The organism is Nocardia sp. CA-084685 (assembly GCF_050955785.1).
Taxonomy (GTDB): Bacteria; Actinomycetota; Actinomycetes; order Mycobacteriales; family Mycobacteriaceae; genus Nocardia.
The window spans coordinates 5,655,536-5,679,572 of the sequence record NZ_CP192094.1; the positions used below are offsets into that span (position 1 = coordinate 5,655,536).

The 24,037-nt window shown below is 65.0% G+C and carries 17 protein-coding genes; 2 read left to right on the top strand and 15 right to left on the bottom strand.

Features of this window, described 5'->3' with window-relative positions:
* Position 1: 1 nt before the first annotated feature.
* Genes ACQP2U_RS25175 through ACQP2U_RS25210 form a run of 8 tightly spaced genes read right to left on the bottom strand, consistent with a single transcriptional unit; the run spans position 2 to position 14,518 of the window.
* On the bottom strand, positions 2 to 1,324 hold the full coding sequence (locus tag ACQP2U_RS25175) for an aminotransferase class I/II-fold pyridoxal phosphate-dependent enzyme (RefSeq protein ID WP_433709754.1): 1,323 nt from the start codon (positions 1,322 to 1,324) through the stop codon (positions 2 to 4).
* Positions 1,321 to 4,044, bottom strand: coding sequence for a PEP/pyruvate-binding domain-containing protein (locus tag ACQP2U_RS25180; RefSeq protein ID WP_433709755.1), 2,724 nt, complete (start codon positions 4,042 to 4,044; stop codon positions 1,321 to 1,323). The genes ACQP2U_RS25175 and ACQP2U_RS25180 overlap by 4 nt, the downstream gene beginning before the upstream one ends.
* On the bottom strand, positions 4,041 to 5,420 hold the full coding sequence (locus ACQP2U_RS25185; RefSeq protein WP_433709756.1) for a cytochrome P450: 1,380 nt from the start codon (positions 5,418 to 5,420) through the stop codon (positions 4,041 to 4,043). Before ACQP2U_RS25185 ends, ACQP2U_RS25180 begins: the two co-directional genes overlap by 4 nt.
* Positions 5,417 to 7,132 carry a fatty acyl-AMP ligase gene (locus ACQP2U_RS25190; protein WP_433709757.1) on the bottom strand — a complete coding sequence of 572 codons (1,716 nt, stop codon included), beginning with the start codon at positions 7,130 to 7,132 and terminating at the stop codon, positions 5,417 to 5,419. The genes ACQP2U_RS25185 and ACQP2U_RS25190 overlap by 4 nt, the downstream gene beginning before the upstream one ends.
* Positions 7,129 to 7,383, bottom strand: coding sequence for an acyl carrier protein (locus ACQP2U_RS25195; protein WP_397029155.1), 255 nt, complete (start codon positions 7,381 to 7,383; stop codon positions 7,129 to 7,131). The genes ACQP2U_RS25190 and ACQP2U_RS25195 overlap by 4 nt, the downstream gene beginning before the upstream one ends.
* Positions 7,380 to 8,219, bottom strand: a complete 840-nt coding sequence (locus ACQP2U_RS25200) for a hypothetical protein (RefSeq protein ID WP_433709758.1) — start codon at positions 8,217 to 8,219, stop codon at positions 7,380 to 7,382. Before ACQP2U_RS25200 ends, ACQP2U_RS25195 begins: the two co-directional genes overlap by 4 nt.
* The gene (locus tag ACQP2U_RS25205; RefSeq protein ID WP_433709759.1) at positions 8,216 to 14,251 is read right to left on the bottom strand and encodes an aminotransferase class III-fold pyridoxal phosphate-dependent enzyme; all 6,036 of its coding nucleotides are present in this window, start codon (positions 14,249 to 14,251) and stop codon (positions 8,216 to 8,218) included. The genes ACQP2U_RS25200 and ACQP2U_RS25205 overlap by 4 nt, the downstream gene beginning before the upstream one ends.
* Positions 14,252 to 14,254: 3 nt before the next feature.
* Positions 14,255 to 14,518 (bottom strand): acyl carrier protein, encoded by a 264-nt coding sequence (locus ACQP2U_RS25210; RefSeq protein WP_433709760.1) that lies wholly within the window; start codon positions 14,516 to 14,518, stop codon positions 14,255 to 14,257.
* Positions 14,519 to 15,346: 828 nt separating this feature from the next.
* On the opposite strand from ACQP2U_RS25210, the gene ACQP2U_RS25215 reads away from it, so the two are divergent.
* Positions 15,347 to 16,564 (top strand): PucR family transcriptional regulator, encoded by a 1,218-nt coding sequence (locus ACQP2U_RS25215; protein WP_397029147.1) that lies wholly within the window; start codon positions 15,347 to 15,349, stop codon positions 16,562 to 16,564.
* Positions 16,565 to 16,627: 63 nt separating this feature from the next.
* On the opposite strand, the gene ACQP2U_RS25220 is transcribed toward ACQP2U_RS25215, so the two are convergent.
* The 6 genes from ACQP2U_RS25220 to ACQP2U_RS25245 all read right to left on the bottom strand — a co-directional run bounded on the left by ACQP2U_RS25220 (position 16,628) and on the right by ACQP2U_RS25245 (position 21,988).
* A complete protein-coding gene (locus ACQP2U_RS25220) occupies positions 16,628 to 17,593 on the bottom strand; it encodes an alpha/beta hydrolase-fold protein (RefSeq protein WP_433709761.1) in 966 nt (321 codons plus the stop codon).
* A gap of 359 nt (positions 17,594 to 17,952) precedes the next feature.
* Positions 17,953 to 18,465, bottom strand: coding sequence for a DoxX family protein (locus ACQP2U_RS25225; RefSeq protein ID WP_433709762.1), 513 nt, complete (start codon positions 18,463 to 18,465; stop codon positions 17,953 to 17,955).
* Complete coding sequence (locus ACQP2U_RS25230) at positions 18,466 to 18,918, bottom strand: ABA4-like family protein (RefSeq protein WP_433709763.1); 453 nt, start codon at positions 18,916 to 18,918, stop codon at positions 18,466 to 18,468. It lies immediately after the preceding gene.
* Positions 18,915 to 19,871 carry a hypothetical protein gene (locus ACQP2U_RS25235; protein ID WP_433709764.1) on the bottom strand — a complete coding sequence of 319 codons (957 nt, stop codon included), beginning with the start codon at positions 19,869 to 19,871 and terminating at the stop codon, positions 18,915 to 18,917. Before ACQP2U_RS25235 ends, ACQP2U_RS25230 begins: the two co-directional genes overlap by 4 nt.
* A 24-nt stretch (positions 19,872 to 19,895) precedes the next feature.
* The gene (locus ACQP2U_RS25240; RefSeq protein WP_433709765.1) at positions 19,896 to 21,110 is read right to left on the bottom strand and encodes a carboxylesterase/lipase family protein; all 1,215 of its coding nucleotides are present in this window, start codon (positions 21,108 to 21,110) and stop codon (positions 19,896 to 19,898) included.
* Positions 21,107 to 21,988, bottom strand: a complete 882-nt coding sequence (locus tag ACQP2U_RS25245) for a VOC family protein (protein WP_433709766.1) — start codon at positions 21,986 to 21,988, stop codon at positions 21,107 to 21,109. Before ACQP2U_RS25245 ends, ACQP2U_RS25240 begins: the two co-directional genes overlap by 4 nt.
* Positions 21,989 to 22,073: 85 nt before the next feature.
* On the opposite strand from ACQP2U_RS25245, the gene ACQP2U_RS25250 reads away from it, so the two are divergent.
* Complete coding sequence (locus tag ACQP2U_RS25250) at positions 22,074 to 23,027, top strand: AsnC family transcriptional regulator (RefSeq protein WP_433709767.1); 954 nt, start codon at positions 22,074 to 22,076, stop codon at positions 23,025 to 23,027.
* Positions 23,028 to 23,045: 18 nt separating this feature from the next.
* Here the strand turns inward: ACQP2U_RS25250 and ACQP2U_RS25255 are convergent, their stop codons facing one another.
* The gene (locus ACQP2U_RS25255; protein ID WP_433709768.1) at positions 23,046 to 23,846 is read right to left on the bottom strand and encodes a VOC family protein; all 801 of its coding nucleotides are present in this window, start codon (positions 23,844 to 23,846) and stop codon (positions 23,046 to 23,048) included.
* Positions 23,847 to 24,037: the final 191 nt, after the last annotated feature.

Genomic DNA, 24,037 nt, shown 5'->3' on the forward strand with positions numbered 1-24,037 from the left:
ATCAGCGGATTCCTTCTTCGGTGGGACCGATTTGGTCGGGGTGGAAGGCGAAGCGGCGGGCCACGGCCGATATCTTCTCCAATGCGAAATCGAGCTGATCGCGACTGAGCGTGGCCATCATGCTGACCCGAAGCCGCTGCTGTTCGCGCGGGACCGCCGGGAACTCGACCCCGTTGACGAACACCCCCTCGGCGTGCAGTGCCGCGACAACCTCTGCGACGGCGAGGCGCTGCGGCACCAGGATCGGGATGATCGCGGTCTGCGGATCGACCGCGAAACCCATTCGGCACAGTTCCCGCACGAAATAGTCGACGTTGTCGTGCAATTGGCGGACTCGCTCCGGATGCGCGTCGATGAAATCGATGGCGGCGAGTACCGAGGCGACGACCGCGGGTGCCAGCGACGCCGAGAACATGTACGAGCGCGCGAAGAACCGCAGCGTGTCCACCAGATCCTTCGAACCGGCGACGAAACCGCCGGTGGTGGCGAACACCTTCGAGAATGTGCCCATGTACAGCTCGACCGATCCGGAACCCATGCCGAAATGTTCGGCGGTGCCATGACCGTTCGCGCCGAGCACACCGGTGCCGTGCGCGTCGTCGATGGCCAGCCAGGCCCCGAACGAATCGCACAGCGCCCGAATTTCCGGCACCGGTGCGATATCGCCGTCCATCGAATACACGCCCTCGACGGCGACCACGATGTTGGCGCCCGGATTGCGCCACCGGATCTGCATGAGCCGGTGGCGCAGGTGCCGAAGGTCGTTGTGCTCGAAGGCCATCGAGCGGACCCGCCCGAGTTGGATGCCGTCGTAGAGGCTGGCGTGGCTCTGCTCGTCGTAGAGCAGGATGTCGCCCTTGCGCAGCAGACCGGTTACCCAGCCGACATTGGCGGCATAACCGGAGGAGAACACCAGTGCGGATTCGCAGCCTTTGGTCTCGGCGAGGCGCTCCTCCAGCCGCCGATGCACCGAGGTGGTGCCGTTGAGCAGTGGCGGCCCGCCGTGGCCGACACCGAATTCGCGCACGGCCCGGACGGCAGCCTCTACGATCTCCGGTTCATTGCCGAGGCCGAGGTAGTTATTCGACCCCAACATGATCAGGTCGCGGACCGCGCCGCCGTCGGGGTCGCGGACCTGCACGACCGGACCCGCAGGTCCGGTGATCTCGCGCAGGACGAACCCGGTGCCGCGCGCGTTGGCGACATAGGTCCGGAACTCCTCGAAGCGCTGTTCGAAGGTGTGCGCTGCGGGATCGAGGTAATGCTCGAGGTTGAAATTCTCGCCGTGCGCGGTCTCGTGCGGTGCGGCTGCGGTGGATGTCATGAGCTGTGTTCCTCAACGATGGTTGCGGTTCCGGCCTTGCCGTCGAGAATCAGCACATCTCCACTTGCGACCAGCCGGGTGATGTCAGGGACGCCGACGACGGTGGGGATGCCGAGTTCGCGGCCGATAATGGCGGTGTGTGAGAGCGGGCTGCCCTTCTCACTGACCAATCCCGCGGCGGCCACCATCAGGAAGACCCAACCGGGATCGGTGCTGGATGCGACGAGGATCTGCCCGTCGACGACCACATCCGGTTCCGGAGTGGTCAACACCAGTGCCGGGGCTTCGACACGACCTGGCGCACAACCGATTCCGTGCAGCACACTGCCGGAATCGCCGGTAGGGGCCGGATGATCGAAGGCCGGATCATTGATGCCGACGGCCGCGATTCCGGCCGTGACGATTCGGGAGGGCAACTGCTCGGCGCGCCACCGCTCGTGGTCACTCTTGCGTGTGGCGACCGTACGTGCCGCATCGGTATCGACCGCGGTGCCACGGGTGAGGGCCGCGATTTCCTCGTAGGTGAGCCAGAAGATATCGCGCGGATCCTCGAGCAATCCGGCCGCGTGCATCTGCCTGCCGTATTCCCGGAAAACCCGTTTGACCAGGCCGAAGGATCGGCTGCGGCCCAGCCGCATATTCTCGCGCTGTTTCACGTGCTCGCGCGCGCGGCCGAGTGCGAACCGGAATGCCAACCGTTGCGGGAGCTTGCCACGGAAAAGTCTCGCGGCCGTGCGCTCCGCCTCGCGCCGAATCTGCTTCTCTCTGGCCACCATTTCGTCGATGTTCTGACCGCCACGCAGGTAGTTGCGCAGCATGGGAACCAGTCGCTGCGGATGTTCGCTCAGCGGATCGGTTTCCAGCTTCAGCTCGTCGACGGTACGGTCGCCGAACAGGCTGATATGCCGCAGACATGCACCGTGGAAATCGGTGAATTCGGGCTGCGCCAAGGCTTTCCATACCTCATGCGGCTCCAGCGGACCCTCGAACAGCTCACGCAGCGCGGTGTCCGCCCGGACCGTTGCGGTCAGAGCGAGCGCTGAGCGAACCGGGTCTACGCTGTCGACGCCCTCTTCACCACAGAACAATTCATTGCGCAGGGTGATGGCTGCTGTTTCGGTGAGGCCTTCGCGTTCCAGCAGCAGACCGACGACGTGGAACATCTGCTGGGCCAGAAAGTCATTGAAGATCTGCACCGCGTAGGCGGGGACGAGTTCGCGCAGGCAGCGCTCCATCCACTGCAGCAGTGCTTCCGGATCCCGTTCCCGCTCCGGTGTTTCCGGGTGCAACCGGTGCTCCAGATCCGCGGTGAACAGCTGAAGTTCGGTGAAGAATGCGCGCAGCCGCCGCGGTAGCCGCAACCAGCCAACGGTGATGATGGCGGCGATCCGTAACCGCAGCAGATACATCTCAACCCGTGCCCGACCGCGTTTCGGCGCGGACGGCCGCTGGTAACGGTTCTCGATATTGAGTGCCGCCTCCCAGCCTTCGATGGCGAACTCCATGCCCGGTATCTGCAGGAACAGCCGGTACCAGTTGCTGATGTTGTAGTAGATGCGGCCGTGCGCCGTACCGACCAGATAGGGATACAGGCTCGCGGTGTTGCGTTCGACGATGGCGCCGGTGGCGCCGAAATCCTTGTGGCAGGCACGGAAAACCTGTGCATAGGCATTCCGCAGGATCGAGAAGGTCAACGGGCTGGACACACCGGGATAGGACTCGGCGACATTCACATTGTCGAAAATGGTTTCGCGGGCGCCGGTCGCGGTGATCGGGCGGGCTTGGAGCAGATACAGCACGCCGTCGGCGTCATAGGCCCACTCGATATCCTGCGGCACGCCGAGTTCTTCGGCCAATCCCGTTGCGATGTCAACGAGTTCGACCACCTGCGCGTCGGTGAGCGCCTGATCGGTGACGGTGGCGATCTGTTCGACGACGGTTCCGGAACCGTCGGCCGCGACCACGACCCGGCTCTGCTTCTCGGCCACCGAACGGGACACGATCGTGCGCCGTGCGGTGTCGACGAAATAGGTATCGCATTCCACGGTTCCGGCGACCACACCTTCGCCAAGACCCAGAGCTGCCGAGACGACCGCCTCGCCCGGATCGCCGGTCTGCGGGTTGCAGCTGAAGGCGACGCCGGAGACCGCGCTGTCGATCAGCACCTGCACCAGGACGGCGCAGTCGATCTCGGTGTTGTCCAGTCCACGATGTACTCGATAGAACAGCGACCGCTCCGAGTAAGCGGAGGCCAGCACCTCCAGCACGGCCGACGAAACGTCCGCCGGCGCGACATTCAGCAGGGTGTCGAGTTGGCCCGCGAAGGAGTCCGACGCCGAATCCTCACCGCTGACCGAGGAGCGCACCGCCAGGCGAGCATCGGATTGCGATGTGCGATCCACGATTTCACGCACATTCGCACCCAGCTCGGTACTGATCTCCGCCGGAATTTCCTGAGCCAGGATGATCGTGCGGATCTCCCCCGCCACCGCACGCAACGACGCGGGGTCGGTGTGAACGAGCGAAGCCAGCTCCGCGGTGATGGATTCACGGATCGGTCCGAGAATGCGCGCACACGCGGTGGCGCTCAGCACCACGAACGGTGGCACCCGGTGGCCCGCCGCCACCAGTCTGCCGAGATTCGCGGCCTTGGCGCCCACTTGCGTCGCCGTCGTCGCATCGGCGGCCAGTGCGATATCGCTGACGATTGTTCCGGTCATTGCGCGGCCTCCCGCATGGTCGTGGCCGTCGGCACCGCGGGCGCACGCCGGGTGAGCCGCACGAGTACCGGATCGGGGGTATTGGAGATCTCCGGGTTTTCCCGCACCCGCATCCCGTTGACGAGTTGGATGTCATAGCGGGCCAACAGCATTGCGATGCCGACCCGGACCTCAGTCAGTGCCATATGCTGGCCGACGCACAGATGTGCGCCCCAGCCGAACGGGAAGTAGCGGAACGGTGGACGGAGCTTGGTCTGCTCCTTGGTGAACCGGTCCGGATCGAAGGTCAGTGGTGAATCCCAGAATTCGGGGAAGCGGTGGTTCACGAACGGGCTGATCACCACGATCGCGCCCGGTCGCAGATCGAAGCGGTCGAAGCTATCCGGTTCGATGGCGGTGCGGCTGAATGCCCACGCGGGTGGGTGCAGGCGCATGGCCTCGTCGATCGCGCGTCCGGTCAGCTCCAGCGCGGGCAGCGCCCGGTCGACATCGGCCGATGCGAGTGCGATATCTATCTCGTCGCGGACCCGGGCGAGCACCGTTGGATTGCGAGCCAGTTCGTAGATGGTCCACGCCATCGCACCACCGGTGGTCTCGTGTCCGGCGAGCAGGAAGGTGAGCACCTCGTGACGCAGCTGCGCGTCATCCATGGCGTGCCCGGCGTCATCGCGGGCCGCGAGAAGTCGGGCCAGCAGGGACGTCGTTTCGGCATCGGCGTCCCGATGTCGCTGAATGACGCTGTCCACCACGCGATGTAGTCGTTCGCGAACACCATGGAAGCGCCGATTGGCGGGGGTCGGCACCTTCAGCGGCACTTGAATGGGTGCGGCCATATGCCGCATCACCCACGAAACGCCTTCGCGCACATCGTCTTCGATCTGGGGCAGCACACCGTCGATATCGGAGCCCATAATCGCGCGGCACACCACATCCGCCGCGAAGCTCATCACCTCGGGGACCAGGTCGAAGACCGCATCCGTCGCCGCGTACGCATCGAGCCGATCGAGCATCCGCTGTCCGCACTCGACCATGAGCGGGATCTCGGTGTCGACGTGGCGGCGGGAGAACGCGGGTTTGATCAGGGCGCGCTGGCGTTTCCAGAGTTCGCCGCCGCTGGTCAGCAGTCCGGGGCCGAGCAGATAGTTCAGACTCTGGTAGCTGATGCCCTTCTCGTACTTGGCCGCATTGGTGACCAGCACCTGATTGATATGCTCCGGCTCGACCAGCAGATGCAGTTGCTGATGCGCCAGGCGTAGCCGAACGCTGCCGCCGTGTGCGACGGCCTGTTCGTAGAACAGGGCGAGCGGGTCGGCGCGGTAGTCCGGATACGCACCCAGTGGATGTCGCAGTGCCGGACCTCCGAGTCGTTCGCTCATGCCGCGCCCCCGGCACCGACCAGATCGTCCTCGACCAGAAACAGCCGTCGGGCCTCTGCGCGCTGCACCTTGCCGCTCGTCGTCTTCGGAATGCTGCGCGGCGGCACTACCCGAACCCCGGCGGGCAGCACACCGGTGCGCTTGCTCACCGCGACGCGCACCGCCCGGCGCAACGCGTCGTGTTCGGTCGCCTCCGCACCGGATTCGACAATGAGATGCAACTCCTCCGAAAGCCCTTGGGTATCGGCGTGACCAACGGCCGCGACACCACCGAGACGCACACCAGCGACTTCCTGTGCGGCGAGCTCGAAATCGCTGGGCAGGTAATTCGCGCCGCGGATGATAATCAGGTCCTTGTGCCTGCCGGTGATGCGCAGCCGACCGTCGCGGAGGTAGCCGATATCGCCGGTGTCCCACCAGCCGTCCCGAGTCGCGGCCGCGGTCTGCTCGGGCAGCCGGAAGTAGCCGATGGTCATCGACGGGCCACGGAATTGGATGCGACCGACCACGTCCGCACCGCACGCCACGCCGTCCTCGTCGACGATGCGCACCTCGGTACCGGACAGCGGTGCGCCGCAGTCGACGATATGCATCGCGTCGAGATCGCTCTCCGGAATATCCAGGGCCACACCGTTTCCGGTAAGTGCTCGGCGTGACACCGAGTCATAGGCGACCGGCGCATGCGGGCGATTCACGGTGACCGCGAGGGACGCCTCGGCCATGCCGTAGCAGGGCACCAGCGCGTCTTTCGGCAGTCCCCAGGCCGCGAACCGGTCGACGAAGCTCTGCACGGTCGGCGGATGGATCGGCTCGGCGCCGCAGAACAGGAACCGCCAACTCGACAGATCCACACCCTCGAGTTCGGCGTCGGTAACCCGCGCCGCCGCATATCCGTAGGCGAAATTCGGTGCCGCCGTGAATGTTCCGCGATACCGTCCGACCGCACGCAGCCAGTCCCCCGGACTGCGCAGAAATCGACTCGGCGGCATCAGCACCGCGTCGATACCACGGAATACCGGTGTAAGGAATCCACCGATGAGCCCCATATCGTGATGCAGCGGCAGCCAGCCGACCCAGGTATCGCCCGCATCCATCGCGGCGGCCTGTGCGATCTGTTCGCAGTTGGCCGCCAGATTCGCATGGGTGATCTGCACACCTTTCGGCGTTCCCGTCGAGCCGGAGGTCGCCTGGATGAATGCCAGATCGCCTGGTTCGGGGAGTCTCGGTGCCAGCGTCGACGCGTCGGATGAACAGGCCGAGGCGTGCAGCACATCGCCATCGATGGCGGCCGCGGCGTCCGGCAGTTCTCCCCCTGCGAGGACCGACCCGGTCGCGACCACCGCCGCTGGTTCCAGATAACTGAGCAGCCGAGTGAACTTGTCGCGGAAGATATCCGCCGAACCGAATCCGCCCGGTGTCGCCACCGCGGTCGGCACCGCACCGAGCAGCAGCGCACCGAAGAATGCCGTGACGAACTCCGGGGAGGTGGGCAGACACAGCATCACCCGATCGCCCGGCTCGACACCCTCGGCGGCCAACGCGGCCGCGGTCCTGCCCGCCGCCGCCACGAGATCGTTGTGTCGCCAGGCGATTTCACCGCCGTGGTCGCCACGCTCCGGTACGAAAATCGTCGATGGCGCCGACGCTCCACGCTCGGCATTGGCCAGCAGCGCGTGCACGATCGTCGGATGTGCAGGAACCAAAGTCGTCACTGCCCACCCCGCACGTAACGCACGATCTCGCCGACCGTATTCAACTGTGCCGCGGCATCTTCCGGAATGACGATGCCGAATGCCTGCTCCAGCTGAATCGTCAGCTCGATCGCGGTCGGCGAATCCAGTCCGTAGTCGATCAATTGCGCGGACGCGTCGATCTCATCCGCCGAAACCCACAGCACCTCACCGACAATGGCGCGCACCCGCGCCTCGGTTTCGGTGGCCGGGGTACCTGCCTGTGTACTCACCCGAGTAACTTCCCTTCGGTCACGCAGGCGCGGACCGACTCCTCGAGATCGACGCCGTCGCCGGTGTCGATGCGATGGAATCCCACTTCGGGGAAGGCCACCGCGAGGTTGTCGCGCACCTGTAGATATCCCTCACGCAGGGCTGCGAGCCGCTCTGCCGTTTCATGGGCCTCCTTCGGCCCGTTGCCCGAACGTTGCGCGCAGCGTGCCGCGGCCTGTTCCGGCGGTGCGTCCAGCCAGAGCACAGCGTCGGGCAGTGTGGTGCGAAAACGGTCGGCGAAGCCGGGGACGGATACGGTCACGTCCCGGCGCACCAGATCCGCGATCTCCGACAGCAGGTCCCAGATATCCGGGGAGCTGCCAAGACGCCTGGATTCCGACCGCTGCCAAGCGAGAATGTCATCGAAGGTGCCCGGCCGATGGCGTTCCAACACGGCAGCGATCTCATCGGCGCGATCGTGACCGTTCCATTCCGGGCGGCCCAACGCGACATACAGCGGCCCGTAGACCAGCAATTCGATCAGCGGATGCCGCTCGAATACCAGCACATCCGGCGACCAGGTGGTCAGGAAGTGCCGTTCCACCGGGCCGAACAGCGTCATCTGCAGATACATCGCGGTGGCCTTCATTTCCAGGCTGCCGATTTCATCGCATCCGACGCTGAAGGCCTTGAATTGCTCGGATAGATCCGTCAGCGGCACATTCCTGGTGTTGTGGAAGTCCGGACAGGTCATCGATGCGAAAGAGTCGGTACCCGGGGTCATTTCGCGCAGCCGCGCCATGACCGAGGATTTGCCCGAACCATCGACGCCGACGATCGCGACGCGACGGGTCACCGGTCGTCCTCCCGCAGTTGGGCGAGAACGGCCTTGGTGATGTCGGCGGGTGCGTCGGTGCCGTCCAGTCGGATCCAGCCGAATTCCTCCGACAAGGCCTCCAGCGCGTCGTGACTGCGCCGCTGGAACGCCAGGAATTCCTCCTCGTCCCCGTAGCCACTCTCATAGTCGCTGCGCAACTGCTTGCGCCCCAAGGCATCCTGTGGACTCACCGCGAGATAGAAGGTGCGATCGGGTTCCGGGAATCCAGCCGCCAGCTTGCGCAGCACCGCCGCATCGCCGCCGTGCGCGACCTCGGTGGCGAAGTACTTGTACCAGTATGCATTTGCCAACAGGATGTCCGGGCCGCGTTCGGCGGCGAGATCGAAGGACAGCTGCATGGCGTGGAACAGGAAGTGCGCGCGACTCAGCGGGGACAGCAATTTGAGATAGTCGTAGATCTCGGCGGGACTGCGCCAGGGCAGCTTCGAGGAGACTTTCGGATCCAGGAATGCGTCCCAAATAGTCACGGCGGCAACGCTTTGGCCCTGCGCCTCGAATTCCGCGGCGATGCGGGCAACCTGGGTGGTCTTACCCGATCCGTCGGCACCGGCGATGCAGATCAGGCGTTTGCGTGCGGTCAGTGGTTCGTCCGTTCTAGTGGCTGCCGGGCATGGGTGCTCCGGGGGCTTGGGTTGTTGTTCGGGGTCACTTGGTCGTAGCGGCACCGCATGCGCAGGCGCGGCTGGTGCATCCGGTGCCGGGATCGGCGGCTCGCCCAGGACCGGCCGCGGACGCTTCTGTACCTGTTCCGGTTTCGGAATCGGCGCCTCGTTCAATTGCTCCGGTTCCGCGACGGAGCTGACGTCCAATCCGTGCGCGTGGTCGCCTTGACCGGACGCAGGCGCAACCGGCTCGGATGCGGTCTGCACCACGCTGATCACACCGGCACCGCCGTCGACCCGAATCCGCTGACCCGAGCGCAGCGCGGTCGTCGCACCCGCGACATTCAGCACCGCTGGTATTCCGTATTCGCGGCCGATAACCGCCGCGTGCGAGAGCATCCCGCCGACCTCGGTCACCACGGCGGAAACCAGTCCGAGCGCGGGTGTCCACCCGGGATCGGTGAAACGAGTCACGAGGATGTCCCCCTCGCGCAGTTGGTCGATATCGGCGAGCGAGGTGATCACCCGTGCGGTGCCCTCGGCGATACCGGGACTGCACCCGAGTCCGGTCAGATCGCCGTCACCGATCTCGCGGACCGCGCCAACGGTGACTCCGCCTCCGAGCTCATGCGGTGGTGCCAGGTCCCGGTAGCCGGCGTACACCGCACGGCGATAAGCGATCTGCGGGGCGAGTGTCGTGATATCCACCCGTCCAGCCGCGAGATCGCAGAGCTCGTGGATCGACAGCTGGAACACATCCTCGGCCTGCTCGAGCGTGCCTGCCGCGGCCAGGCGCACCCCGGCCTCGACGACATACGCGCGCACGACCGCATAGCACTGCGACGAGAACTCCCGCATGCGTTCACGCGCAACGAGATACCGCCGCATCCGCTCGACCTGCTTATCCAAAGCCTTGGCGTACTTCACTCGAGCGAGCGGCTTGGCCCGCAACCGCGCACGCACCGCAGCGAGTTCGTCTTCGTAGCGTTTGCGCTGGTCCACCAGCGTCACATCCGGATCCGCTGGCGGCGTGCCGTGTTCGAGCATGACCGCGATCATCGAGCGCACCCGCTCGGGCGCCTCCGACCAGCGCGGGCTGGTGAGATCGAGTTCCGCATCGGCGTGGAAGCCCTGCTCGTCGAGGAAGGCATCGAGCGTCGGTACCCATTCGGGACCATCGAGGCCGTGATCACGTGCCACCCGGTGCAAATCGACGATGCCGCGCTGCAGCTGCATATGGCTGATATCGGCGAGCCCGCCCATCAGGCCGATGGCCGAGGTGGTCGCGCCGGTCGCGGCATCCACCTTGTCGAGCAGTTGCTTGAAGTCGGTCTGGACGCTGGAGTTGTTGTAGATGGTTGTGAAGTAGGTGCGCTCGGTGGCGGCGTGGAAGGTGAGCAGGCAGTCCGCCAGATCCGCGACGAAGGTTGCCTCGTCGGTCCGCGGCAGTTCGCGTACTCGCTCGCGCCACACCGCGTATTTCGCGGGCCATTCCGCTGCGAACGCGTCTACCGCAGCCAGTTGATCCTGGTAGCTCCTCTGCACCGCCAGCGCCGCGGGCAGCGCCCTGGCGATCGTCTTCGCGTTTGTCGGAGTGCGGTGCGGACCGTCGGGCCCGTAGTCGTTGAGCACACCGAGGTCGTCGTCGAAATGCTGTTCGTCGAAGCCGGGAATGCGGAAGAAGCACTTCTTCACCGCACTGACATTCCAGTAGGCGCGGCCGTAGTACATGGCCATCCAGTCCGGTTCCACGCCCGGCTCGGCAAGCTTCAACCGCTCGAAGAACTGCTGCATCGAATACTGGAAGGCGTTGTCGTACAACGAGAACATCATCGGCGTGCAGACCCGCGCCGAGACGCCGCCATCGCGTAGATCGGCATCGGAGAACTGGTCGATATCGGTACGCCAGGTGATCGCGGTAATGGCCCGCGCCTGGAGCAGCCACAGTTTCCCGTCGCCGTCGATGGCCCATTCGATGTCCTGTGGACGGTGCCGGTGCGCCTGCACCGCGAGCATGAGGGCGGCGAGTTCGGCTGTGGTGGTGGCATTCAGCTCGACATCCTCATCGCCCGCGTCACGCTCGACCACCGTGCCGTCGAACAATCGCACCGTGAATCTGGTCGGCGTGACATGTCCGGAGACGAGTCGTTCGCCGAGTCCCCGGCAGGCTTCGACCACCGCGTGGTCCTCGATACCGGTAAACGCATCGATGCTGAATCCGACACCGGCACACCGCGCGTCGACCATGCGCTGCACCAGAACGGCAACTGAAGCACCGGCTTCTCGATAGCCGCGCCGGGCCAGGTAGGTACGAACTCGCTCGTTGTGCACCGACTCTCGGCACTGCTCGATATGTTTGCGCAAGGTCGCGATATCGGTGATGTCGAGGTACGACTCGTACTGACCAGCGAAACTCGCGTCATCGAGGTCTTCGAGCACACCACTCGAACGCGCGGCGACCGGGAAGCCGCCCAGCGCGCGGACCCAGCCGTTCAGGTCGTCATCGGATACCTCGGCCAGATCGAGATCGGCCGTGACGACGAAGCCGGGCGGCACCTCGAATCCGGCGATGATCAGTTCGTGCAGAGTCCCTGCCTTGCCGCCGGCGCGGTCCGGTGCGAAATCGGCCGCGCCGAGGAACATCGCGGCGGGGACAGCTGCGGTAGGTGTTTCGGACACGGTGGGAGCTCCTGTCGGAAGCAGAACCGGGCGCACATCGTGACGAGCGGCCAGGTCACGGGCGGCGAGTACGCCTGCCACGGTCAGGCCGCCATAGGACGGACTCGCCGTGCGCGGTTCGAAACCGAGCAGGACGGTTTCGGCCATACACGCGTAGACGACCCCGGCGGGCAGTCCGGTTTCGGGAAACGGGGGTGTCTGGCCCAGCGGTAGCGCCATGCGCCCGCCGGAGACCAGGGTGATATTCGACTGCTGGGACACCGCGGGTTCCACATCGCCGGGGACCGCGAGATCGACCACGAGCACCGGATGGTCATCGGCCAGCACTTCGGTGGCGACCACGGGCACGGCCGAATTCGTGGCGGTGAGGACGATGCGACAGGTACGCAGGGCGGCCAGGTCCTCACTGACCACTACCACTCCGGGGAGGCCAGCGGCCACCCGGTCCAGCCGGGACGCCGACCCGGTGCGACCGACGAGGGTGACCGAATCAGCGAGTGGCGCAAGCAGTTCGGCCATCACCGCGCCGATATTGCCGAGCGCACCGAGAATGCCGATCCGGCGCTGCCCCGGTTCGAGGCGGGCAAGTTCGGCGCGAACCACTTCGTAGGCACACGCAGCGGTGAGCGAATTGCCGGAGGTCACCTTGACGGCGTCCTCCACCACATCGCGCGAGGCATCGGTGACGATGGAGGTGTACCCACCGAGCCCGATGACGCTGGCACCCAACGCGACTGCCTGATCTACCGCCTCGAGCACCAGATCGCGCAACCAGGCACGATGTCCGGCGCGCTGGCATTCGATGATCTGCTCGGCCGAAATCGGCACCGCGATCAGGCATACCTCTACCACCGCGCCGGTCGGCGACGTGACGATCTGTCTGGTCAGTTCGAAGGGTTCGGCCACCCCGCGCAACCGTTCGAACAGTGCGGCGAATTGGCCGTCGGACCATCCGGCCAGTTCCGGTGCGAATCTGCGCAGATCCGCGGCGTCGGGCAGATTGGCCAGGAATACCACCCTGGTCGGGGCGTTCCAATCGCGGGCGACCTCGTTGGTGCGTCGCCGCGATGGCGACCTGCGTTCTGGTACCGGCCAATTCGTGGTGACCGGTGCGGCCAAATGTGCGAGCAGTTCGGCGTAGTCGCCGCGGTGCAGCAGTGCGGCGAGATCATCGAGCGCCGTCGTCAGGCGGTCCAGCTCGGCGTCGGCGAGAAACGCCGAGGGCTGGATGCGCAGTGTGGTCGGCGCGGAAAGTGTCGGCAGCATGCGGATCCGGTGGCTGTGCAGCAGATATCCCGCCACCACATACCCGAACATGGCCGGATCGCAGATCTCGCGCAGCAGCGCCGATGTCGGTTCCGGTGGTGACAGTTCGATGCCCTGCAGCAGCCCGCGCCCCCGCACCGCGACGATCTCCTTGGGCCAGCGCAGCGCCACCGCATCGAGTCGCGATCGCAGTCGCGCACCGGTATCGATGATGCGGATCTGGTTGTCCCGCAGTAGGTCCAGTGCCGCGTCGGCGATCGCGCAGGACAGATCGTCATCGGCGAAGGTCGAAGTGTGGTATCGACCGAAGTCGGCGATCGAGCGTTGCCGGTCGACCAGCAGCGCCGAGATCTTCGCCAGCCCGCCGCCCAGCGATTTCGAGAGCAGGTAGTAGTCCGCGTTCACCTGCGACGGCGATGAGGCGAGGAAGGTTCCGGTGCGGCCCATGCCCGACTGGATCTCGTCGAATACCAGGGCCGCCGTGTGCCGATCGGCCAACTCGCGCAGTGCCCGCAGAGTCGCGTCCGGAACCTCGCGGACACCGCCCTCCCCCTGGATCGGCTCGGCGAATACCGCGGCGATCGGCGAGATCCCGGTCCACGATCGCACCGGCCGACCCATGCCATCGAAGGTGATCCGGCTTACCGGCCGCAGCTCCTCAGCGAATGCGTTGGCGACCGCGTCCGGTACCCAGCTGTCGAGCCTGCGCCGTTCCGGGCCGGGCACCACCAGGTCTGCGGGCGTATCGGCCTGCTCGGTCAGGGCGAAGGCACCGGCTGTCTTACCGTGGAAGGCTCCGGTCAGCGAGACGAAAACCGGGCCGCGCCGTCGCAATTCGTCGATCACCCGCAGCGATTCGGTGAGAATCTCGGCGACCGAGCGGTCGTCGTCGGATCCGTTGTCGGCCAGGGCAATCGGACGAACGTCGTGTATACCGTCGCGCCCAACCCGGCGCAGGGTGCGCCGCAGTTCGGTCTCCAGATCGTCGAGGGCGCGGGCGTGCGCCACCGCCGCGTGCCGGATCGCCGCCTCCACCGCGTCGGCACCAGTGGACCCGAAGGTCACCACGTACTCGCGACCGCGCTCGGCGGCCACCGCTTCGGAAAGTCTTCGGGCAAGTCGCGCGGCCCCTGGCCGGACACTGCCCTGGGAGACGAACGTCGTCCGCTGATTCAGCAGGGCGGTCGCCACCCGCACCAGCGCCGGATGGTTGTGTCCGAACAGCGCCGCACCGAAACCGCCGACAAGATCAAGTACTCGGGTCCCATCCGGCCGGATCAGGTAATCACTTTCAGCGCCCGCGTACACCACATCCAGATGGCAGGCACGCAGCAGCCGAGCCAGTCCCGGACGGTTGTGCCGGGCGAAATCATCGAATAATTCGTCTTCGGAAACAATGGCGGAAGAATTTATTTGTTCCGAAAACAGAAGGCCTGCGGACACGCCTTATGCTCCGATACCAGAGTGTCGTTCGGGCGCGCACTTGGCGACCACACAGTCGATTACCTCACGCGCGGTATGCAGTGTCGCAGCCTCGGCGTCGGAGATCTCGATGCCGAACGCGTGCTCGAGTTCGATGACGAGTTCCGCTGAGCGGACCGAGTCCAAGCCATAATCCAGCAACGGCGTATTCACATCGATCGAGGGCACCTGCAATCCACGCGAAAACAGTTCACGCACCCGCGTACCGATATCGTTCAACCCGGTCATCGACCGTCCTCCCATACGCTCGAACCTGTCGCGTACACCGCGCACGCAACGCCGGTAGAAGTTAGCGAGTCCGCCGCATACGCCACTAATTTTCGCTGTTCAGCGCGATATTCACCGTCAGCCGAGACTGCGATCACTTGCCCTCCGATACGGCAATCAGGACTGTCACGTCCAATATCTCGTTCATGCGCACGACTGTCAGCAATCACAGCGGTGCATGTCCCCATCTGTACACCGCAGATTTCCGACTGGCAATGTGAATAGCCGCGACTCAGCGCGGGATCGCACTTTCAGCAACCATATCGCTAATTCTTTGCCCAGGCGCGTACAGAACTCGGCTAAGCCCACCTGAAAGGGGGCCGACCAAGGCCGCGTCTGAGACAATATATTCCGCGATTCACCGTCACAGATAATGCGCCAATTCGCCCAACCACCCCAGCGCAGAATCATCTGTCAATAAATGCGCTGTTCACACCCGGTTCACCGAGCGGATAGTGGAGTTTTCGAACCGACCCATCGGTACTTTTGTTTTACATCGGGCGCTAGCACATTTCGCGGCGAATACAAAGTCACGTAACGACATTTTTACGCCGCACGGCCGGTGGTGCGCCGCGCCCGAACTTCCGGCTAACTTCTGGTCCCGTCGGCAGATGTGACGGCTCTCATTACCGGCCAGTAGCTCCTCTGACCCACTGTGATCGGTCACAAGCGCTCCACCGCCCGGGTAGCGCACTCTCACAGAACCATGCGAACCAGTCCACACGGTCCCCAGGGCGGTTACTGTGAATGCTCCACACAGCTACACCCGTGGCCGAAAAGGAGTCGCCAATGTCCGTCGACCACTCGACCAGGCCGACCCTGACCCTATCGGGCAAGCCGATGTCGTCCTCGCTCAAGGACGTCCGCGCGCTGTCCCGACAGATGGTCGGCCACTTCGTGGACAACGTCATCCCCTGCTCGACGATGCCAGGGGATGCGATTACCGGTGATTTCACCGCGAGCACCCGTGTCTGCCTCGAGATCGCGGTCAGCATGCTCGACGGCAAGGACATCCCGGAGAAGGTGCAGCGGCTGGAGGACCATGCCGCGGGCTGGGCCCGCGAGGGCGTGCCGATCGACACCATCCTGCATTCCATCCACGAGGGCTTCCAGATGGGCCTCGAGCTGGTGGTGTCGAGTGCGACGATCAAGGACTACGACAATCTCGTCAATGGCGCCAAGATGGTTGTCGAACTGCTCGACAAGCTCACCTCGGCGATCTCGGTTGCCTACATCCGCGAATTGCGCGCCGTCGTCAGCGAGCATCACACCGCCGTGCACACACTTACCTCCGCACTACTCGGCGGACACAGCACCTCCACCATGGCGCGCGAATGCGGAATCGCCATCGCCGAGTCGTACGACGTTCTCGCCGTTGCCATTCCACCGCATCACGAAGAGCACAATCCGATGCTCGACGCCCAGGTGGTCGCCCGGCGCAAGTTGCGTCGACTGCAGGCCGAACTCGCCACGCAATGCGGTGCCAGCGCGCTGTCGCTGCTGAGCGTGGACGGCGGGACCGTACTGATCCCCTCGACCCAATTCGACAACGACGAGCTCGACGCGGTGGTGACCAGGCTCTCGCACGCCGCGCAGGTCGGCATTACCGCGACCATGGTCGTGGCCACGCCGGAACAGATTCCCAACGCCGCCGACCAGGCGCACGAACTGCTGGACATGGTGCAGCGGCTGCAGGCGGTGGCCGGGCTCTACCGCTTCGACGAACTCGCCCTCGAATACCAGCTCACCCGGCCCGGCCCAGGCCGCGAATACCTCGGTTCGCTGCTGGACCCGCTGGACGAACACCCCGAACTGCTGGAAACCCTGCAGCGCCACATCGGCAACAACCTCAACCGTCAGCGCACCGCCCGGGTGCTGCACGTGCACACCAATACAGTCGATTACCGGCTCAAGCGCATCGGACAACTCACCGGCTTCGATCCGTCACAACCGTCCGGACTGTGGTATCTGCGCTCCGCTCTGGTCGCGCGCACGTACCGCACCTGACAACGCACTTCGAAAGGCCCGCCGCATCGTCCGGCGGGCCTTTGCATCAGGAGGGTACGCCGATCACGAAGGTAGGCCGAGTCCCTCGGCCAGCACCGGCCACGAAGCCTTCAGTGCCTCTTGCCAATACCCCCACGAGTGAGTTCCCGTGGGCTGGAAGTCGTAGGTGGCCGGGATGCCCAGTTGATCGAGTTCGACTCGCAGGTTCTGCGTGCACCAGTTCACCGCCGATTCGATGACACCGCCGATCACCAGCTGATTGAAGAACCCTCGCGGCCCGGGCTGCATGTGAATGCCGTTGTAGACGTCGTACATGCCAGGTACGCCGGTACCTGTGGAGATGAACAGGTGGATGCCGCGCAACTGCTCGGCATGCAGGTACGGGTCGTTGGCCGCCCACATCGGGTCGTTCGACGGCCCATACATATTCACCGTATCGCCACCGCCCCAGCCCTCCACCGCGAGCTTCACGAACTGTTGGCCGATCGGATCGCTGATCTGCGCACAACCGCTGTAGGCCGCAACCGCCCGGTACAGACCAGGTTTCGCGATCGGTAGCTGCAGAACTGAAGTGCCCGAGGTGGATAACCCAGCGATGGCATTGACACCGGTGGTGCCCAATTCGGCATCGATCAGCGGCGGCAACTCCTCGGTGAGGAATGTCTTCCACTTGTACAGACCGAGTTTCGGATCCGGCGCACGCCAGTCGGTGTAGTAGCTCCACTTTCCCCCCACCGGCTGCACCACATTCACATCTTTGTCGGCACGGAACCTCAGCACATCGGTGTTCTTCTGCCAGGTCGCACTGTCCTGACCACCCCCGCCACCATTGAGCAGATACAACGTGGGCCGCGGCGTCGACCTATCTGCCGGACGCAGCACCTTCACCATGATGTCTTGCCGCATAGCAGCGGAATACACCCGCAACTGCACCGTGCGATCATCCTCAGCCCACGATCCGGTGATCGACGACGGCGCATCGGCATTCGCGGCCGACGGTACCGCAACCACACCCACAGTGAACATCATCGCCAGCACCGCCAGCGCGTGTAGACAACGGCGCCAACGTATTTCACCCCTCGATCTGCCCGAATCAGCAACCGGCGCAGCCGTCCGTCCGGCGGGACTTTGCTTCATTATTCACATCCTCCAGCACCCTGGCGTTCGTCGACTCACACCGTTTGTGCTCGTCAGCGGCACAGAAACTGCGCCAACGCTAAGACCGGAGCAGAACGATGTTGGGCAAACATCGGCCGGATGTGGACACCTCACGAATGCGTCCGACACCTCTAGGGATACGACACAGCCCGCGATACGCGCCACCCTTCTCGGCGTCCGCTGGCGCCCTGGCCAGCACAATGGCCCAACGTTCGGTGTGACAACACCGGTCAGCGTTCCGCTGTCACGTCGACGCGTTCGACACGGCTCGGGCGGTAGAGCCCGACCGCCCACAGCGCCACCGCGATGTAGAGCACCTGTTCAGGTATCCGAATCCACAGCGGGGATGCCGGCGAACCGTTGAACGGGATGTCGGATACGGCGGCGTAGATGTTGGCGGGCAGCAGGGTGACGAACAGTGCGGCCAAGCCGATCCCGGCGGGTCGGCGGGTTCTGGTGAGGACGAGACCGAGCGCGCCGAGCAGTTCCAGCACACCGGTCAGGTACACCATGAAACTCGGAAATGGTACGGATGGCGGCACCATCGGCAGCAGATCACTATGGGTGGGAGCGGGTCCGCTCGCGAGGCCGTCGGGAAGGAAATGTGTTGTGCCGGTGAGCATCAGCATCGCCGCGAGCGCATACGCCGCGCACGTCCCCCAGTCGGTGAATCGAGTGGCTCCCAGTACACCCGCCAGGCGCAGCACGAGCAGCACGATCAGGAGAAAGATCAGGGTTTCCATTTATGTCTCCGCATAGGTGGGTTGGTTCGGTATCGGTCGGTATGCCGGGAGGAATCGGATGATCAGGTAGCCGAGTACGCCGAGCGGCGCGAACAAGATCGTGAACAGCAGCAGCGCGCTGATCGGCACGGGATGGATGCCGCGTTCGCGGCTGTCGAAGTAGATCCAGCGGCCCAGAAAAAGATCGAATCCGACGAAGTGCGCCCACGCCGCTGCCGCGCCCGTACTGCCGGCGAGAATTGTTCGCAGCCCAGGCAGGTTCGGGTTGGCAAGAGCGGACAGGAACGGCCCGAACTCCGGTAGCACCAGCGTCGCGTAGATCAGCAGCGGCGGCGCGCAGATCAGCGGTGACGCGACGATGGTTGGCGTTCGGCGCCACCGCGGCGCCAGGATCATCAGAGCCCAGAAGGGCACGGCCGGCCAGAAGGTGAGGTCGAATAGCGCACGGGTCATCGAATCGCTCCGGTCGCGGTCAGCGGATCGGGTGTCGGATGCGTAAATCGCGTTCGCCGCCGAATGATCATCGTGGCCGATCCGGTTGCAGCAGTGGAGATTACAGCGAGTGCCAACAATGTCGGTGCGTCCGGATGCACCACGGATTGTCCGCGCAGCGCCTGCCAGGTCAGCACGGCGAGCAGGCAGCCGAAGGTTGCTGCCGCGACGGTCACGAGCGCCGCCCTGGATCGGGCCGATTGAAAAGCACGGATTCGGCGGGCACCGAATTCCAGGGCGATGACGACCAGTGGAAGCAGTTGCACCGCATGCATTCCGAGAAAATGCGGGATGCGTAGGTCACCACCGGTGGTGCTCCAGCCGAGAATCGGCAGGCCTGGCCCGCCGTCGGGCAGGCCGACGGTGTGCGCGCCTTGGATGGCGCTGCCCGTCTCGCGTTGCGCCGAGGTCGGCACCACCATGAGCATCCCCAGCGCCGCGCCGATCAGTGATAGTGCGGCGCCGTAGCGGATCGCGGCGTTGCGTGCCGGATCCTGCGTCGGGTTGCGGAACAGAATCAGCGATACGACCAGCGTCGCGACCCAGACCACGATTATGGACAGCCCCATGGTGTCCCACAGCGCCGCGTTGAGCGGAGTCGTGAAATTGAAGTGGCTGGTGGTGCCGCGCGCGATTTGGGTCACGATGACGGCCAGTTCCACACCGAGACCGACGGCCGCCACCGTGCCGGCCCACCAGGCGATCCGCCGCCAGCGGGTCAGCTGAGCGATCAGCCAAGCCCAGGTGACCGCGTAGATCAGCACCGAGAGCGCGAATTTCACCGCCTTGGCCCAGATCGGCAGTCCGGTGAGGACGCGATCGTCGACGATCAAGCCCCCGATCGAGAAGAGAACAAGCAGTGCCATCGCGATGGCGAGCAGCATCAGTGGGCGATGCCATTGCAGAGCGGTCATGTCGTGTCCTTCGGCAGGAACTCGTCAGGTGTTTATGTGGTGTTCGGTGGCACGGGACCAGCCGGGGTCGCCGTGGCGGATGAAGCCGATCCAGCGCTCGCGCATGTCCTCGACGAGGGCATGCGGCCGCTCGCCCATGAGCATCGGTGCGTGCGCCCACGCTGCCGCACTACCGAGCAGGAACGGCAGTTCCAAGCAGTGACAGGCGCCGAAGGGGCTGCCCGCGGGATGCCAGTCGAATCGATAGAGCCATGCACTATTTCCTTGCGCGGCAAGGGTTTCCGCCAAACGCAAGGTAGGAGCACGGAACAGTTGGTGGGTCACAGTGTCGGCTGCGTCGGCGACCATCGCCGCCGCCTCGTCCTTTGTCGTTCCCAGCAGGACCTCGATGCCCGCCGCAGAGACCGACCGCACCAAGTCGTCGCTGATGAGAACACCATCGGCGACCAACTGATACGGCGGAGCCGCACCACCGATCCGCGCCGCGACTGCATACTGCGCCGAGAGCAGCTCGGCAACCGGAGCTTCGAACAAGCGCCGCTGCTCGGCCGGCGCAAGACCCAACTCGCTCAACAGCATTCGCCCGGCCGCCACCGCGTCCTCGGGTGACGCGGGCGGCATACCCGCAGGGGTGCTCTGCAGGATCGCGCGCCGGAAGAGTCCGGCGGTTCCGGCCAGCATCGCGAGTATCGAGAGCGCCCCGCCGGATTGCCCGGCAGCGGTGACCTGCGCCGGATCCCCGCCGAACGCGGCGATGTTGTCCCGCACCCACTCCAGTGCGGCCAGTTGGTCGAGCAATCCGAGATTGCCTTCGCTCACCCCGGGCAGGCACAGATATCCGAGCACACCGAGCCGATAGTTGATCGTCACGACCACGATGTCGCCGTGCTCGGCCAATTCCGCACCGTCGTACCAGGCCAATCCGCCCGAGCCGCTGGTGAATCCGCCGCCGTGCAAGAAGACCAGCACCGGATGACCGGACCCGGCCGGTGCCCAAACATTCAGCGACAGACAGTCTTCGGCCTGGGCAACCGTGAACCGACCCATGACGCGCTCCAGCCGTGACGCCAACTGCGGTGCGGCCGGGCCGATCTCGACACTGTCGCGGATGCCCGGCCACGGCGCCGGAGCGCGCGGCGCGCCGAACCGCTCGGCAGTCGCGAAAGGGATACCTCGGAATGCGGTTACCGCACCGTCGACACTCCCCCTGACCTTCCCCCCGGCAGTCTCGACGATCATTGCGCGACGAATGCCAGCCCGGCGCCGTACGCGTCGCGCGCGGACACAAAGAACCCCGCCGCGGTCGTGCGAGTCGGCGTGCCACCGCTTTCCACAATCCGACGCGCGTGGTCGACATCATCGACCCGGATGGTCATCGCCGCGAAGTACGACGACGCTGGCACCGGCTCGCCGGGCAGCACCTGGCCGGCGTCCGACGCCCGAACGAACTCCAGTCGCACCTCTTTGTGCGCCAACACCGTCAATGACCCCTCGGTGGTCGGATCGATCGCTACGATGCGGCGGTAGCGGTCGACGATCTCGTCGAACTCGGTGTCGGCGGCCACGATCGTCACCGCCGCGATCCCGCGCGCCCCGTTCGGATGGTCGAGATACCGTGGCTGGTGCACATATTCGCGGGTCAGGTGCTGGGAGATGCCGAGCAGACCCTCGGACGTGCTGCGCGGGTCGATGTGCACCGTGCGGGCGCGCATGGTCCGCACGCCGTCCTCGGTGTCGACGTCACGTTCCAGCTCGAGCACACCGGAAGCGGGGAGCCCGGCTTCGATGAGCCGCGCGCTGACGACAGCGGCGTCGTCGGTCTCCAGATTGAGAAGCCGGAATCCATCCGGCAGCGGCTTCGCGTGCCACGGGTCCGGCGCCGCGGCATCGACGATGCCGAACAATTCGATGTACGAGCCGCCGAACACCGCGCATTCGTTGGCGGTGCACCCCAGAATCGCCGGTTCACCCGGCCGCTGGCTCATCAGGTGTCGCGACCGCGGCGTCAAGGTGAATCCGAAGGACCGGTATCTACTCGTCATCGCATCGAAGTCATTGCCCTTGAGACCGGTGTGGTGGATGGCCCCGATGTACCGCTGGCCCATGTCGTCGTTCATGTGAACGACCCTGCTGGAACACAGCGTCGAAGACCGCTTATCGGGCGGTCGACGCCGTTTTCGGACATCTATCTACCCTGATCGGGTGGATTCGGACACCCTCGACGATCTCGACCTGCAACTGCTGCACGCACTACAGATCGACGGCCGCGCCGCGTACAGCACAATCGCCCAGGTACTGGGGGTTTCCTCGCGCACCGTGGCCCGTCGATTCGGCCGCCTGCGCAGCAACGGACTCGTCCGAGTCACCGGCGTCGCCGCCGCGGGGCAGATCGCTACCGCCGAGTGGATCGTCCGAATCACGGTACGAGCCAGTGCCGCCACTACGCTGGCTCGCGCCCTCGCCAAGAGACCGGACACCGCCTGGGTGACGGTGGTGGACAGTGGCACCGAAATCGTGTGCATCTTCCGCATTCCCGACGACGGCCCGGCACCGCTGGCCGGACTCGCCCGACACGGGGATGTCCTCGATATCTCCGCGCACCGGCTCCTGCACCACTTCATGAACCGCCGCTGGCGCGGCCGCACCTCCGCGCTGACCACCGCGCAAATCGAGGCACTACAACCACCGGATACCGCCGCGACACAGTCTCTATCGCTGACCGAGCTCGACCGCCGGCTGCTCGCCGCCCTATCACTCGACGGCCGTACCGCCTACCCCGATCTCGCCCGCCGCGTCGGCTGGTCCGAAACAGCGATCCGGCGTCGACTCGATGAGCTTCGACGCGCAGGGATCCTGCGGTTCAGCGTCGAAATCGACCCCGCCGCATTCGGTTTCACCATCTCCTGCGTGATCTGGATGAGCATAGTGCCGCACCAGCTCCAAACTGTGGCGACAGCCTTGGCTTCCGACTTCGAGGCAGCATTCATCGGCGCCACCACCGGCGAGCACAATCTGATAGCGATCGCGGTAGTCCGCAACTCCGCAGAGCTGTACACCTACCTCGCCGAACGGATCACCACGCTGGACGGCATCGAACGCATGGAGACCACACCGATCGCCTCCTACACCAAGCGCGACGCCCAAATATTTCGTTAGTCGTCCGGCAACGGTCGTTTACTGCGGCATCGCGCCTACCGTCACGTTGGTGTCGATAATTCCGAACACCTCGCCCTGTGGCGCCGAGACCATTGCCATCCGACCGGCCGGTGAGTCAGCGGCGGGCATCAGGACTGTCGCGCCGAGTTCGGCAGCCCGCGCCAACCCGGCGTCGACGTCGTCGAACTGGAACCAGGTCAGCCAGTAGCTCGGCATGGGGTCGCCGGGCATCACGGTGTCGTCGTTCATGCCGCCGGCGGGCTGTTCGCCGGCGCGCGGGGTGAACATCGCGTAGATCATGTTCTTGCCGTCACCGACGTCTGCGTAGGTGAAACCGAAGACATCGGCATAGAACTTCTTCGCGGTGTCGAGCTGGCGGGTGTGCAGTTCGTTCCAGCAGTAGGCGCCATGCTCGTTGTGAACGGCGGCGCCGTTGTGCGCACGGGCCTGCCAGATGCCGAATGCCGCGCCGACGGTGTCGATTCCGACGAACATGCGGCCGGCGTCGAGCACGTCGAATGGGGGCATGACCACCTGGCCACCGGCCGCGCTCACCTTCTCGGCAATCGCGTCGGCATCGTCGGCGGCGAGGTAGGTCGTCCACACCGAGGGCATCTCGGCCTGCGGCTTGGGGCCGATTCCGGCTACCGCATCCGTGCCCTTCATCCCCATCAGATATCCGCCTGCCTCGTCCCCACCACCCTCGATGGTCCAGCCGAACAGCTCGGCGTAGAACTCGCTCGCCTTGACCGGGTCGTCGACCTGGCAATCGACCCAACATGGGGTGCCCTCGGACCAAGGTGTGCTTCGAACAGGCATCGATATCTCCGTTCACTCGTCGGTTGCCGTAGATCGCGGGCGGGGTGTACCGATCCACCCGAGATGGTGCCGATTGCGCTGCTGTCTAGTAGTGAACCAGCATTTCCTCGCTGATGTCCCGGAGTTCGCTGAACGTTTACCACCACTACCGCGACAGTCAGGACAACCGAATGCCCACCGGGCCGATTGTG